At 73.0% G+C, this 12,904-nt stretch carries 10 protein-coding genes; 4 read left to right on the forward strand and 6 right to left on the reverse strand.

Annotated elements, in window-relative coordinates; translation table 11 throughout:
• Positions 1-6 precede the first annotated feature (6 nt).
• On the reverse strand, positions 7-1,146 hold the full coding sequence (locus AB0J80_RS15770; protein WP_364705140.1) for a PP2C family protein-serine/threonine phosphatase: 1,140 nt from the start codon (positions 1,144-1,146) through the stop codon (positions 7-9).
• Between the two features lie 118 nt (positions 1,147-1,264).
• Positions 1,265-1,666 (reverse strand): ATP-binding protein, encoded by a 402-nt coding sequence (locus tag AB0J80_RS15775; protein WP_364705141.1) that lies wholly within the window; start codon positions 1,664-1,666, stop codon positions 1,265-1,267.
• Positions 1,667-1,894: 228 nt separating this feature from the next.
• Here AB0J80_RS15775 and AB0J80_RS15780 point away from each other — a divergent pair, with 228 nt between their 5' ends.
• Together AB0J80_RS15780 and fgd are read left to right on the forward strand one after the other, a co-directional pair.
• Positions 1,895-3,754, forward strand: coding sequence for a sigma-70 family RNA polymerase sigma factor (locus tag AB0J80_RS15780; protein ID WP_364705142.1), 1,860 nt, complete (start codon positions 1,895-1,897; stop codon positions 3,752-3,754).
• Positions 3,755-3,763: 9 nt separating this feature from the next.
• Positions 3,764-4,771, forward strand: coding sequence for a glucose-6-phosphate dehydrogenase (coenzyme-F420) (gene fgd / locus AB0J80_RS15785; protein WP_364705144.1), 1,008 nt, complete (start codon positions 3,764-3,766; stop codon positions 4,769-4,771).
• On the opposite strand, the gene AB0J80_RS15790 is transcribed toward fgd, so the two are convergent.
• Positions 4,765-5,631, reverse strand: a complete 867-nt coding sequence (locus tag AB0J80_RS15790) for a glycosyltransferase family 2 protein (RefSeq protein ID WP_364705146.1) — start codon at positions 5,629-5,631, stop codon at positions 4,765-4,767. The two genes, fgd and AB0J80_RS15790, sit on opposite strands and share 7 nt — an antisense overlap.
• 184 nt (positions 5,632-5,815) lie before the next feature.
• On the opposite strand from AB0J80_RS15790, the gene AB0J80_RS15795 reads away from it, so the two are divergent.
• Complete coding sequence (locus tag AB0J80_RS15795) at positions 5,816-6,475, forward strand: HAD family phosphatase (protein WP_364705148.1); 660 nt, start codon at positions 5,816-5,818, stop codon at positions 6,473-6,475.
• On the opposite strand, the gene AB0J80_RS15800 is transcribed toward AB0J80_RS15795, so the two are convergent.
• The gene (locus AB0J80_RS15800; protein ID WP_364705149.1) at positions 6,444-7,619 is read right to left on the reverse strand and encodes an FAD-dependent monooxygenase; all 1,176 of its coding nucleotides are present in this window, start codon (positions 7,617-7,619) and stop codon (positions 6,444-6,446) included. The two genes, AB0J80_RS15795 and AB0J80_RS15800, sit on opposite strands and share 32 nt — an antisense overlap.
• An 81-nt stretch (positions 7,620-7,700) precedes the next feature.
• On the opposite strand from AB0J80_RS15800, the gene AB0J80_RS15805 reads away from it, so the two are divergent.
• Complete coding sequence (locus AB0J80_RS15805) at positions 7,701-8,375, forward strand: TetR/AcrR family transcriptional regulator (RefSeq protein WP_364705151.1); 675 nt, start codon at positions 7,701-7,703, stop codon at positions 8,373-8,375.
• On the opposite strand, the gene AB0J80_RS15810 is transcribed toward AB0J80_RS15805, so the two are convergent.
• The gene (locus tag AB0J80_RS15810; protein ID WP_364705153.1) at positions 8,359-10,977 is read right to left on the reverse strand and encodes a glycoside hydrolase family 97 catalytic domain-containing protein; all 2,619 of its coding nucleotides are present in this window, start codon (positions 10,975-10,977) and stop codon (positions 8,359-8,361) included. The genes AB0J80_RS15805 and AB0J80_RS15810 overlap by 17 nt on opposite strands.
• 25 nt (positions 10,978-11,002) lie before the next feature.
• On the reverse strand, positions 11,003-12,868 hold the full coding sequence (locus AB0J80_RS15815) for a Xaa-Pro dipeptidyl-peptidase (RefSeq protein WP_364705154.1): 1,866 nt from the start codon (positions 12,866-12,868) through the stop codon (positions 11,003-11,005).
• Positions 12,869-12,904: the final 36 nt, after the last annotated feature.

Genomic DNA, 12,904 nt, shown 5'->3' on the forward strand with positions numbered 1-12,904 from the left:
GAAGCGTCATCGCCGCCAGTCGAGGCAGACGGTGACCGCGTCGTCGTCCGGGTCCAGCCCTCCGTGGTATTCGCGTAGCCCGCGCATCACCGTACCCACTGCCTCGGTCGCCGGCTGCAGCCGCGTCCTTCGCAACGCGGTCAACAGCGCGGATTCACCGTACGGGGGGCGTCCCCCGGGAGTGGCGGCGTGCACCCCGTCGCTGACCACCAGCAGGCGGTCGGCGGGTTCGAGCAGGAAGCGCTGGGTCTCGTAGCGGGTCTCGCCGAACATGCCGAGGGGCAGCTGCTGCTCGAGCGTCACCGTCCGGATGTCTCCGTCCCGGGCGACCATGGCTCGCGGTGAGCCGGCGTCGACGGCGTCCACCCGGCCGCTGACGAGGTCGATCTCCAGCAGCAGCGTCGCGGCGTGCGCGGCGCCGCCGTAGCGGGCGTAGAGCGCGTCGGAGGCCAGCTCGGCCTGTTCGACGATGTTGGCGCCGGAGCGTCGGGCGTTGCGCATCGCGTTGACCGCCACCGTGGTGAGCAGCGCCGCTTCGAGTCCGTCGCCGTTGCCGTTGAGCACCGTGACGGTGAGCCGGTCCGCGGTCAGCGACCAGTCGAAGTGATCGCCGAACACCGCGTACGCGGGCTCGAGCTGGCCGGCGATCAGGAACCTGTCGTCGCCCAGGGAGCGGCCGGGCAGCAGCTCCCACTGGAGCTCGGCGGCCATGGTGAGGCGTTCGCGCCGGCAGGCCCGGCGGTAGCGGTCGGTCACCACGTCGGCGGCCCGCAGCGCCAGGGCCAGCTCGTCCGCGACCGCCGACAGCTGCTCGGTGAGGCCGGTGGCGGCGGGTGCCGGCGTCTCCACGACCAGCACGCCGAGCCGTTCTCCCCAGACGTGCAGCGGCAGGTACGCCCGGTGGATGCCCGGCGCGCCGTCGATGACCGGGCGCTGGCTGCCCAAGCACCGCTGGGCGAGCACGTCGCCGGCGAACCCGTCCTCGTCGAGCAGCGGCCGGAGCCCGGTGAGGGTGAGGTCGCTGAGCAGCACCTCGATCCGGCCGGCGGCGTGGTGCCGGCGCAGGTGCTCGGCCGTCACCTCGGGCAGCCGGTCCGGGGGTGCCGCACGCAGCGCCGCGCCCACGGACGTCGGACGGTCGGACAAGGGACCTCACTCTCGCAGCGAAGACGGCAATATTTGCTGTAGAGCAAGAATGATAGAAAACGCGCACGGCAGCTCCGCGCCGGGCCGCGCGATGCGGTCCCGACCCGCGGGGACGCCGTCAGCGCGCCGCGGCGAAGGACTTCTCGAAGTGGATGAGGCTGCCCCGGCGGGGAGTCGAGTGCATCCGCACGTTCTCGCTCAGCGCCTTGATGAGGAGCAGGCCCCGGCCTCGTTCACTGCGGTTGTCCGGCGCCTCGACCGCATCCGCGTCGAACCCGGCACCGTTGTCGGTTACGTCGATAGCGCAGCGGTCTTCGGCGAGGTCCAGGCGCACCTGGATGGAGTCCGCCCCGGACGCGTGGTCCACCACGTTCGCGCACGCCTCGGTGAGCGCGATCTCGAGGTCGTGGCCGGCTTCCCGGTCGACGTGGAAGGCCGCGAGGGCACAGCGCAGCAGCCGCCGTACGGCCGGGACGCTGCCCACCTCCCGGGGCAGGTTCAGGTGGACCGAGATACGCATGACCCGCCTCCTTCCGCCGCCGGCGCGACTCTCGGCGCCTGCTCTGTGTGTTCCCGGCCGGGCGGTGCGTTAACCACGTCCAGGTCGGCGTACCCTCGCCCGGCGTTCCGGGACCGGCCGGCCGAACTTCCTGTTATCGGGGCCCGTTCGGCCGGTCTCCCTCCCCGTGGTCGTCGAAACCGCGGCCGCGAGCGATGATCGATGCTCCACGGAGAGGTCCTCACACCCATGGCGTTTCAACCGGACACCGCGACGGTGGTGGCTGCCCGCGCCGGCGACCCGGCCGCGATCGACCGTCTCGTCGCCGGGTACCTGCCGCTCGTGTACACGATCGTCGGCCGGGCCCTGGACGGGCACGCCGACGTCGACGACGTCGTGCAGGACACCATGCTGCGGGTGCTGCGCAACCTGGGTGACCTGCGCGACCCGGAGGCGTTCCGGTCCTGGCTCGTGGCGATCACCGTCCGGCAGGTGCGCGAGCGTTACCGGGTCCGGCGAGGGGCGCCCGACGCGCTGCTGCCCGACGACGTCCGCGACCCCGGCGCCGACTTCACCGATCTGGCGATCACCCGGCTCGAGCTCGCCGGCCAGCGCCGGGAGACCGCCGAGGCGACCCGCTGGCTCGACGAGGACAACCGCGAGCTGCTGTCGCTGTGGTGGCTGGAGGCGTCGGGGGAGCTGACCCGCGACGAGATCGTGGAGGCCATCGAGGTCACCCGCCAGCACGCGGCCGTGCGGATCCAGCGGATGAAGGGCCAGCTCGAGACGGCCCGCGTGGTCGTGCGGGCGCTCGCCGCGACCCCGCCGTGCCCGGAGCTCGCCGTGGTCACCACCGGCTGGGACGGCCGGCCGGGCCCGCTGTGGCGCAAGCGCATCGCCCGCCACACCCGGGACTGCCGCCAGTGCTCGCCGGCCTGGTCGGGGCTGGTCGCGGCGGAGAAGCTGCTGGTCGGGATGGCGCTCGTGCCGCTGCCGCACGCGCTGAGCGGCGGCCTGGCCGGTCTCGGCGGAGCGGCCGGCGGCGCACACACCGCGGCCCACCTGGGCGCGCACGCCGCGGGCGGGTCGGGCAAGGCGCTGGCGGCGAAGATCGCGGTCAAGGGCACGGTCGGCGTCGGCCGCCGGGTGCTGACGGCCATGCTGGCCACCGGCGCGGTGGCCGGCGGCGGCACGGCCGCGGTCGTCTACGTGCAGGACGACAAGCCGGCCGCCCGGGCCGCGGTGGTGTCGACGACCGCGCCGGCGCCCCGGCTGTCACTCCCGCCGTCGCCGAAGCCGAGCGTGACCTCCGCCAAGCCCTCGCCGACGAAGAAGAAGACGACGAAGGCGCCCCCTCCCGTGCCGCCGACCGGCACGTCGGCGAAGAAGGGCGTCGGCACCTGGCAGTTCGGCGGCATCAAGGGTGCGCTCGACGACGTCGGCGCCGGCTGGTACTACAACTGGGCTCCGGACAACGACACCATGCCCGGGCCGGCCGACGTCGAGTTCGTGCCGATGATCTGGGGCAAGGCGAACGTCACCGACGCGACGCTGGCCAAGGCGAAGCGCGAGGGCGACGTGCTGCTCGGTTACAACGAGCCGGACATGGCGGGCCAGGCCAACATGTCGGTCGAGGACGCCCTGGCGGCGTGGCCGAAGCTGCAGGCGACCGGGATGCGGCTGGGCAGCCCCGCCGTCGCGTTCGGTGCCGACAAGGACGGCGGCTGGCTCGACCGGTTCCTGAAGGGCGCGAAGCAGAAGAACCTCCGGGTCGACTTCATCACCCTGCACTGGTACGGCTCCGACTTCAGCGACGCGGCGGTCGGCCAGTTCCTGGGCTACGTCGACGCGGTGCACAAGAAGTACGATCTGCCGATCTGGGTGACCGAGTACGGCCTGCAGAACTTCGGCGGCAGCCCCAGGTACCCGAGCGCCGCCCAGGAGGTCGCCTTCATCAAGGGCAGCACGAAGGGCATGGAGTCCCGGTCGTACGTCGAGCGGTACGCCTGGTTCGGACTGCCCGCCGTGGGCGACAGCGTCGAGTTCGGGCTCTACAAGGACGCGAGGACCCCGACCGAGGCGGGCAAGGCCTACAAAGCCGCGGGATAGGGTCGAACCATGATTCGGTTCGGCTACAAGGCATCGGCGGAGCAGTTCGCCCCGCGCGAGCTGCTCCGCTACGGCATCGACGCGGAGCAGCACGGGTTCGACTCCGTGTTCGTCAGTGACCACCTGCAGCCGTGGCGGCACGACGGCGGCCACGCCCCGGCCGCGCTGCCCTGGCTCGGCGCGCTGGCGACCAGCACCGAGCGGGTGCTGCTGGGCACCAGCGTGCTGACCCCGACCTTCCGCTACCACCCGGCGGTCGTGGCCCAGGCCTTCGCGACGCTCGGCTGTCTCGCCCCGGGCCGCGTCATCCTCGGCGTCGGCTCGGGGGAGTCGCTCAACGAGGTGCCGCTCGGCCTCGCCTGGCCGGAGGGCAAGGAGCGGTTCGCCCGGCTCAAGGAGGCGGTGGCGCTCATCCGCCGGCTCTGGACCGAGGACCGGGTGACCTTCGAGGGCACGTACTACCGCACCGAGCTGGCGACGATCTACGACAAGCCGGAGCAGCCGGTCCCGATCTACATCGGCGCCTCCGGCCCGGCCGCGACCCGTCTCGCCGGCCGGGTCGCCGACGGGTTCATCACGACCAGCGGCAAGGGCCACGAGCTCTACACCGACACGCTGCTCCCGGCCGTACGGGAAGGGGCGGAGAAGGCGAACCGCTCGCTGGACGACATCGATCTCATGATCGAGGTGAAGGTGTCGTTCGACCCGGACCTGGAGAAGGCGCGCAACGACACGCACTACTGGGGCGCTCTGGCCCTGTCGCCGGAGGAGAAGACCGGCGTCGAGGACCCGATCGAGATGCAGCGCCGGGCGGACGCCCTGCCGGTCGACCGCACGGTCACCCGCTGGATCGTCTCGTCGGACCCGGACGAGCACGCGGCGAAGGTCGCCGAGTATCTGGACATGGGCTTCCGGCACCTGGTGTTCCACGCGCCCGGGCCCGACCAGGACCGCTTCCTGCGCGTCTACGGCGACGAGGTGCTGCCGCGGCTGCGCGAGCGGACCAAGGGTCAGTAGCGGCCGTCGCCCCGGATCACCCGCCGGTCCGCCCGGCGCCGGGGGCGCGGCGGAAGCGGCACCGAGTGCCGGCCGGTCGGCTCGTCGGCCGGCCGGTCGGGTGTCAGGGACCGGGGGTGCGGCGCCGGCCGGTGGGTGGCCTCCACGGGTACGCGACGCCAGCGGCGGGCGTACTCGGTGGCGATCGTGCGCAGCACCCGCAGCGCCGAGGGGAGCAGCCGCCGCGGCCGGTCGCCGTGGATGCGCGGGTAGCCGACCGTCGCCACCTCCACCACGCGCAGCCCGCGGGTGGCCATCCGGATCGTGATGAGGGTCTCGACCTCCGGGCCGTCGCCCCAGGCGAGCCGGCCGCGCTTGAGCCCGGGTACCTCCGGCCCCGGCAGGTCGAGCACCGGGAGCAGCTCCCGCCAGTACGCGTTGTAGCCACAGCTGAGATCGGTGAACCGGGTCCGGAAGAGGACGTTGACGACCCGGCTGAGCACGGTGTGCCCGAGGCGCTCGGCCGGCAGGGCGTCGCGGTGGTCGCCGCCGTAGCGGAACCGGGAACCGTGCGCGGCTTCGGCGCCGGAGAGCAGCGCGTCCACGAAACGAGGTATCTCGCCCGGGTCGGCGGAGCCGTCGGCGTTGAGCGTCACGACGATGTCCCCGGTGGCTGCGGCGAAGCCGCACGCGAGGGCGTTGCCCTTGCCGGAGCGGGTCTGGCGCACCACGACGACGTCCGGGCGGACCTCCCGCGCGACGGCCACGGTGTCGTCGTCGGAGCGGCCGTCGACGACCACGACCTCGTTGACCGGCGGCAGGTTCTCGAGCACCAGGGGGAGGTTGTGCTCCTCGTTGAGCGCGGGTATGACAACGGTCACGGTGGGTGACGACGCGGCGTGGGACGGCGCCGGGCGTCGCGGCGAGGGAGGCATGGCGGTGGCTCCTCGACGGCCGGGGTGAGCGGGGGCGGCTCACAACTTACCAACTGGTTACCGTGGGTCAACCGGGCCGCGAGAGCGCAGTAGGGTTCGGGGGAATCGTCCGCGGAAGGGAAGCTCGCGCGTGAACACGATCGAAGCGGTGGTCTTCGACCTGGACGGCGTCATCATCGACACCGAGGAGGTCTGGGAGGAGGTCCGCCGCGGCTACGTCGCCGAGCACGGCCGCGAGTTCCTCCCCGACAGCCAGGCTCGGATGATGGGCATGAGCACGGGGGAGTGGTCCCGGCACCTGAGCGAGGACGTCGGCGTGCCGCGTACGCCCGAGCAGGTCGCCGCCGACGTCCTGGGCCGGATGGCGGACCGCTACCGCGAGGACCTGCCGCTGATCCCGGGGTCGGTGGCGGCGGTCCGCCGGCTCGCCGAACGCTTCCCGCTCGCCCTCGCCAGCTCGTCGGCGCGGATCCTCATCGACCAGGTGCTGAAGACGGCCGGGCTGACCGACGCCTTCCGGACCACTCTCTCCACCGAGGAGGTGCCGCGCGGCAAGCCGGCGCCTGACGTCTACCTCGCGGCGGTCGAGCGCCTCGGGCTCGATCCGCAGGTGTGCGCCGCGGTCGAGGACTCCAGCAACGGCCTGCGCGCGGCGGGTGCGGCAGGGCTCGCGGTGGTCGCGGTGCCGCACGGCGTGTATCCGCCGGCTGCCGACGCGCTGGCACTGGCGAGCCTGGTGATCGCGGGCCTGGACGAGCTCACCGTGGAGGCCGTGGAGAAGCTGCGCTGAGCCCGCTGTAGGCGGGCAGGTCGATCTTTGCGCTGCGGTCGCCGGCGATCTTCATGACCATGCCCAGGAACCACTGCTGGTTGTGCAGCCAGTTGCGCATGCGGATGCCGTGGGCGGTGCGCGGCGCCAGGAACCTTCCGGTGGTGTTCCCGCCCCGCTGGGCCCGGCGGGCGAAGTCGCCGACCAGCTTCTCGTAACGCGGGAACGCGACGGTGTGGTCCCCGCCCGCCGCCGCCAGCTCACCGGCCAGGGCGTAGGCGGCCACCAGCGCCGTGCCGTTCCCCATCCCGCCGATCGTCGCGCCGGCCGCCGCATCGCCGACGAGCGTGATCCGTCCGCGCGACCACGGCCGGACGTCCACCCGGCAGATCTGGTCGAAGTACAGGTCGGTCGCGTCGTCGAGGGCGGCCAGCAGGCGCGGCACCTCCCAGCCCAGCCCGGCGAACCGGTCGCGGAGAATCCGCTTCTGCGCAGTGACGTCGCGCCGGTCGTACCCGATCTGCCGCGGTGACGAGAACGCCAGGAACGCCTGGCCGCCACCGAGAGCCGCGAGCCGGCCGGGAACGTTGTAGTTGCGGGTCGGGCCGGGACCGTCCGGCATGCTCCAGCCGGCGACGTAGTAGCCGAGGTGCCGGACGTGGTCCCGCTCGGGGCCGAAGGCGAGGCGCCGCACGGTGGAGTGCACGCCGTCCGCGCCGACCACGAGGTCGAAGGTGCGTCGCCGGCCGCTGCGGAACGTCACGTCGACCCCGGCGGCGGTCTCGGTGAGCGAGGTGACGCTGTCGCCGAAGAGCCACTCGGTGCGCTCGCCGCTCGCCTCGCAGAGGATCCGCGACAGGTCTCCGCGGGCCACCTCCAGATCGCCGCCGGCGAAGTCGGCCGGCATCTCCATCAGCACCCGGTCCCGTTCGTCGACGAAACGCATCGCGGTGCCGCCGGTCTGCACGTCGCGCAGCCGGTCGAGCACGCCCATGCGTTCCAGGAGTCCGAGGTGGACCGGCCCGCGGTAGTCGACGGCGCTGCCGCCGGTCCGCAGCGCGGGCGCGACCTCGACGACTGTCGGGTGGAAGCCGTGGTGGCTCAGCCAGTAGGCCAGGGCGGGCCCGGCGATGCCGGCGCCCGAGATGAGAACGGTCGTGGACATGGCGGCTCCGAACTGTGTCCGATGGAATCAGTTATTTCTGTGTACGGTAGATACAGTTCGCACCGAGCGCAAGGGGAGCCGATGACGGTCGAGTTCCTGTGGGGCGGCCGGGCCCGGCCCACCCGCGGGCCCAAGCCGGCACTCACGCTGGAGGGCATCGCCGACGCGGGCATCGCCGTGGCGGACGCCGAGGGGCTGGCTGCCGTCTCCATGCAGCGCGTCGCCGCCGAGCTCGGCTACACGAAGATGTCGCTGTACCGCTATCTGCCCGGCAAGGCGGAGCTGGTCGCCGTCATGGTCGAGCGCGCGATCGGCGAGCCGCCCGCCCTGGCCGAGCCCGGGTGGCGTCCGGCCCTGGAGGAGTGGTCGCGGCTGCTGCTCGGCCGCTACCTCGCCCACCCGTGGACCGTCGAGGCCACCGTGGGGCGGCGGCCGCTGGGGCCGTACGAGATGGGTTGGATGGAATGCGCGCTGGACCGGATCGCGGAGTTGCCGCTGAGCGGGCCCGAGCGGCTCGACACGATCGCGGTGCTCGCCGGGCATGGCCGCATGCTGGCCCAGCAGGCCGCCGCCATGCTGGGCGAGGCGGAGATGAGCACGGCCATCGCCGCGGTGCTGCGCGAGCACGGCGAACGCTTCCCGCAGCTGACCGCGGCGCTGGCGGGGGCCGCCGACGGGGGCGCGGACCAGGCCTTCGAGTACGGCCTGGCCCGCATCCTGGACGGGGTGGAGATGCTGGTCAGGAGCCGCAGCTGAGCCGGGCGTCCGCCCAGTCGGCGTGGTCGAAGTTCTTGCCGTCGCCGCCGTCGGTGGCGCGCAGCGTCAGGACCCGTACGCCCGTCACGTCGGCACTCAGCGCAGCCACCGGATCGGCACTGCGCCGCACCCCGCTGGTGGCCAGGGTGCGGCCGTCGCCGAGCACCTCGAAGTCCACCGAGCCGGACTGGGTCACCTCGTCGTCGATGCCGACCTGGGCGGCGAAGCCGGTGCACGCCTCGCCCAGCCAGACGGTCACCTCACCCGGCGCGTGCATGCCCAGCCCTTTGGCGTAGACGGTGCCCCGGATGGTCAGCGGGTTGCCGTCGCCGCCGGCCGCCTCGCCGTTGGACCGGTCGCGCTCGACCGGGCCGTACCCGTTGCTCTCGGACAGGAACGGCAGATCGCTGACCGCGGGCGTGCCGGCCGGGTCGGCGGGCGGGACGAGCGCCCGGACCGCCTCCTCGACGTGGACGGGCCGGGAGGCGGGGTCGCCGGGGAAGGTGAACTCGGCGGCCACCGGGAGGTCGACCCGCCCGGTGCCCACATCGGGTCCCGCGGTGAACGTCCACGTGCCGCTCAGCGAGTCACCACCGCGCATGCTGCGGTCCGTCGCCGCGCCGCCGCGGACCGTCCAGCCCTCCGGCGCCCGTGGGGCGAGCCGCACGCCGGTGATCGGCCCGCCGGCCGGAAGCGTGAACACCGCCTTCACCGTCACCGACCCTCCGGGATGGACGTCCGCCGTGGACGGATCGACGGTCAGCGTCGTGGCCGGCGCCCGCCGGACCGGCTGGTCGCAGGTCGCCGACCCGGTGTACGCGCACACCACCGTCACGAACCCGCCGTTTCCCGCCTCCGCCACCGCCAGGGTGTCGCCGCGCCGGACGATCCGGCTCTCCCGGACCAGCCCGTGGTCGCCGTCGCGCAGGGTCTCGGCCAGGTACCGGCCGCCGCCGAGGAAGTCGAGCGGCGCCGTGACGGTGTGCGCGGGGATCGCCGAGATGCCACCGAGGTACCACCGGTCGTCGCGGCGCCGCGCGACCACGGTCTCCCGGCCGGGTGCGCCGGCCAGCAGCCGGGTCTCGTCCCACACGGTCGGCAACTGGCTCAGCGTCCGCAGCGCCTCGGGATGTGCCTCGTAGGTCTCCGGCTTGTCGGCGAGATGCGTCCAGCCGGACTCGTACACGAGCGCGAGCGCCACCTCGTGCGCGTCGGTGGTGTCCCGGTCGCTGACCACCCAGGTCACCGGCGTGTAGTCCATGCCGCCGACGACGTTGCGGGTGTACGGGAACATCGTGTTGGTCGCGGCTCGGGTGCGGAACTGCTCGGCGCCGCGGACGGCCTCCAGGGTCATCACGTGCGGCCAGGTGCGCTGGATGCCGCGCGGGATCGTCGCGCCGTGGAAGTTGACCATGAGGTGCTGCGCCGCGGTGGCGGTGAGGATCTCGTCGTACCAGCGGAAGCGGGCCTGGCTGTCGGAATCCATGAAGTCGACCTTGATGCCGGCGACGCCCCAGGACCGGAACTGCGGCAGCCGGGTCGCCCGTTCCTGCTCGGTGTCCAGGCCGGTCCAGTGCAGCCAGAGCAGCACGTCGACGCCGCGGGCCCGGGCGTAGCGGACCACCTCCGGCACCCAGTCGGCGCTCCAGCCCTCGTCGATGAGCACGTACGGCCAGCCGTTGCGCGCCGCGAAGTCGATGTACTGCTTCTGGCGTACCGGATCGGCGGGGCTGCTGTGTTCCGACAGCCAGGACCAGGCCACCATGCCGGGGCGTACCCAGGACGTGTCGGTGAGCCTCGACGGCGGTGCCAGGTCGTCCACGAGCATCGATGCCGTCACCGTGGCGAGGTCGCCGACGACCGCGACCCGCCAGGGGGTCGCCAGCCGGTCGGCGGCGGCGATCTGCGGGTCGGCCAGCTTGATCCGGTACGTCCCTGAGCCGGCGTCATGGGTCAGCCGCGCCCCGGCGTACCGCCCGTCCACGTCGGACTCGGTGAGCAGGGCGTAGTTGGCGCCGACCTGGAACAGCGACGGAAACCCGTAGTCGCCCGTGGCGGCGGCCGCCGCGGTCGCCTGCAGGCGGGTGTCCTCGTAGTTCGGCGTGTACGGCAGCAGCCACGCGGGAGCGTCGGCGGGCAGCGACCACGACGACGCCTCCCCGGTCACCGACCCCCCGGCGGGCAGCACATAGCGGTACGCCGCCCCCTCCGCCGAGACCCGCACCACCACGTCGAGCCGCACCCCACCGGCGCCGGTGAAGGCGAACGTGGACTCGCTCAGAGTCACGTCCCGGTGGAGCTGCTTGCCGGTGGTGCGGGTGTAGCGCTCGCGCACGGTGCGGTCGCTGCGCGCCGTGAAGCTGAGGCCGGCGGTCAGGTCGGCCTCCGTGGTGGTCAGGCCGATCGGTGCGGGAGCCAGCACGCCGGCGCCGCGCCGGTCGACGCCGAAGCTCAGCCGCCCGGAATCGTCGATCGCGAGCCGGGCGGAGACACTCCCGCCCGGCTCGCTCACGGTCCAGTCCGTGGCGGCCTGTGCCGGCGCCGGCACGGCCAAGGGGATCGCGGTCAGCACAAGACCGAACACAAAGGACAACGTCCGCATGAGTTCAGACTCTATCGATAATTGACTATCCCTGGGGAGTGAGGCGCTCCGGGCGGTTCTCGGCCGTCACGCCGTGGCGGGTGTGCGGCGCCGCCGTCGAGGGCTTCAGCGTCGCCGGGCCGGTCACGGGCAGGACCAGCGTGCTGCGGGCCAGGTCCACCTCGACCGTCGCGCCGGTGTTCGGCGCCTCCGTGTACTCGGGGTCGCTCTGGGTCAGCACGAGCCCGAGCGTGTGGCCCGCCGGGACGGTCGCGTCGTACGCGCTGACCGGCACCGTGATCGCGTACCACCGGCCGGGGCGCAGCGGCGTGGTGAAGCGCAGCGACACGTGGTGCGCGGCGTCCTGCCAGCCGCGGGTCAGCACGGCGTGGTCGGTCGTGGCCACCCGTTCCGCCACGTCGAAGTAGCAGGCGTCGTCGGCCGCGGTCGACTCGCCCCAGCACGACTCGGTGGTCAGCGTCCGTACGCCCTCACCGCGGTCGTACTGCACGCGGTCGGCCGTACCGTAGTCGACCAGCCGTGCGGTGAGCTGGGTCGTCGGGCGGTCGACGCGGACCCGCAGCCGCACGGACGGTGAGCCGGAGATGCGCAGCGGTGCCGTCAGCGGTCCGTACCGGAAAGCGAGCCGGCCGTGGATCTGAGCGCCCGGATCGGCGACGGCCACGTCCTCCGGCAGCCCGGCGTCGGTGTACGAGGCGACGCCGGTGCCGAGGCGCACCGCGACCGGGCGGGTGCCGGGCACGGGCCAGTCCCGGGCCTCGGTGAAGACGCCGGGCGAGGTCTCGACGGTCGCGCGCGGTGCCCGGTCGATGCCGTTGTGCAGGCCCTGCAGCCAGCGGTCGAACCACTGGTGCAGGGTGTCCACCCAGGCGTCGCGCCGCACGTCGAACGGGTCGACGTGGCCGGTCTGGTGCAGCCAGATCTTGCGGGGTACGCCGCGCTTCGCGAGCTCGTCCCACCACTCGGCGAACTGGGGCGTGGTGACGTTCAGGTCGTTGACGCCGTGCACGACGAACACGCTGGCGTGCACCCGCGACGCCGAGCGGCGGTAGTCCCGCTCGCGCCAGAACGCGTTGTAGTCGGCCGTCGCGTCGTCGCTGTCGGTCGCCAGCGACTCGGTCACCGCCGCACACTGCGCGATGCGGTCGCTCACCAAGCCCTGCAGGTAGGTCGGGTAGCCGGTGGCGCGCAGCGTGCCGTTGAAGCGCATGTAGTCGTACCAGCTCGAGATCGCGGAGATGGGCACGATGGTCTCGAGGCCCTCGACGCCCGTCGAGGCGACGCCGTTGGCGACCGAGCCGTCCCACGACTTGCCGATCATCCCGACCTTGCCGGTGCTCCACGCGGTCGCGGACACCGGGGTGCCGTCGGCGCTGAAGCCGGGAGCGCGGCCGTTGAGCCAGTCGATGGCCGCCTTGGCTCCGGCCACCTCGTGCCGGCCACCGACGTCCTCGCAGCCGGTGGAGCGGTTGGTGCCGGTCAGGTCCACGGCCGCGAAGGCGTACCCACGGGGGACGAAGTAGTTGTCGTAGAAGAGCGGTTCCTTGCTGATCACACCGTTCGCGTCGTACGCCTTGAGCTCGCTCTCGTTTCCCCGGCCGCAGCAGGCGTAGTACGGCGACGCGTCCATGACGACCGGCACCTTGACGCCGGGCTCGGTCCGCGGGCGCACGAGGTCGACCGCAACCCGGTCCGGGACGCCGTCCTCGTCGGTGTCGTCCGGGGTCTGCACCCACACGCTCTCCCGGATGGCGGTGGCGTAGTCGTAAACGGGGACGGTCTCCCCGCCGCGCACGTACGGCCGGTCGCCAGGCGCGGCATGGGCGGGTGACGGCGCCGCCAGCACGGCGACGAGGGTGGCGAGGAGGAAGCGGGGCAGGGCAGTAGGCATGGATGACATTCGATCGCATCCGGCCGAGGTGTGAAA

This window comes from Actinoplanes sp. NPDC049548 (assembly GCF_040676695.1).
GTDB lineage: Bacteria > Actinomycetota > Actinomycetes > Mycobacteriales > Micromonosporaceae > Actinoplanes.

What these genes read in the sequence shown, in the direction of transcription:
- AB0J80_RS15775 (WP_364705141.1), bottom strand. Translation starts at nt 1,666, where the DNA reads ATGCGTATCTCGGTCCACCTGAACCTGCCCCGGGAGGTGGGCAGCGTC.
- AB0J80_RS15780 (WP_364705142.1), top strand. Translation starts at nt 1,895, where the DNA reads ATGGCGTTTCAACCGGACACCGCGACGGTGGTGGCTGCCCGCGCCGGC.
- fgd (WP_364705144.1), top strand. Translation starts at nt 3,764, where the DNA reads ATGATTCGGTTCGGCTACAAGGCATCGGCGGAGCAGTTCGCCCCGCGC.
- AB0J80_RS15800 (WP_364705149.1), bottom strand. Translation starts at nt 7,619, where the DNA reads ATGTCCACGACCGTTCTCATCTCGGGCGCCGGCATCGCCGGGCCCGCC.
- AB0J80_RS15805 (WP_364705151.1), top strand. Translation starts at nt 7,701, where the DNA reads ATGACGGTCGAGTTCCTGTGGGGCGGCCGGGCCCGGCCCACCCGCGGG.
- AB0J80_RS15810 (WP_364705153.1), bottom strand. Translation starts at nt 10,977, where the DNA reads ATGCGGACGTTGTCCTTTGTGTTCGGTCTTGTGCTGACCGCGATCCCC.
- AB0J80_RS15815 (WP_364705154.1), bottom strand. Translation starts at nt 12,868, where the DNA reads ATGCCTACTGCCCTGCCCCGCTTCCTCCTCGCCACCCTCGTCGCCGTG.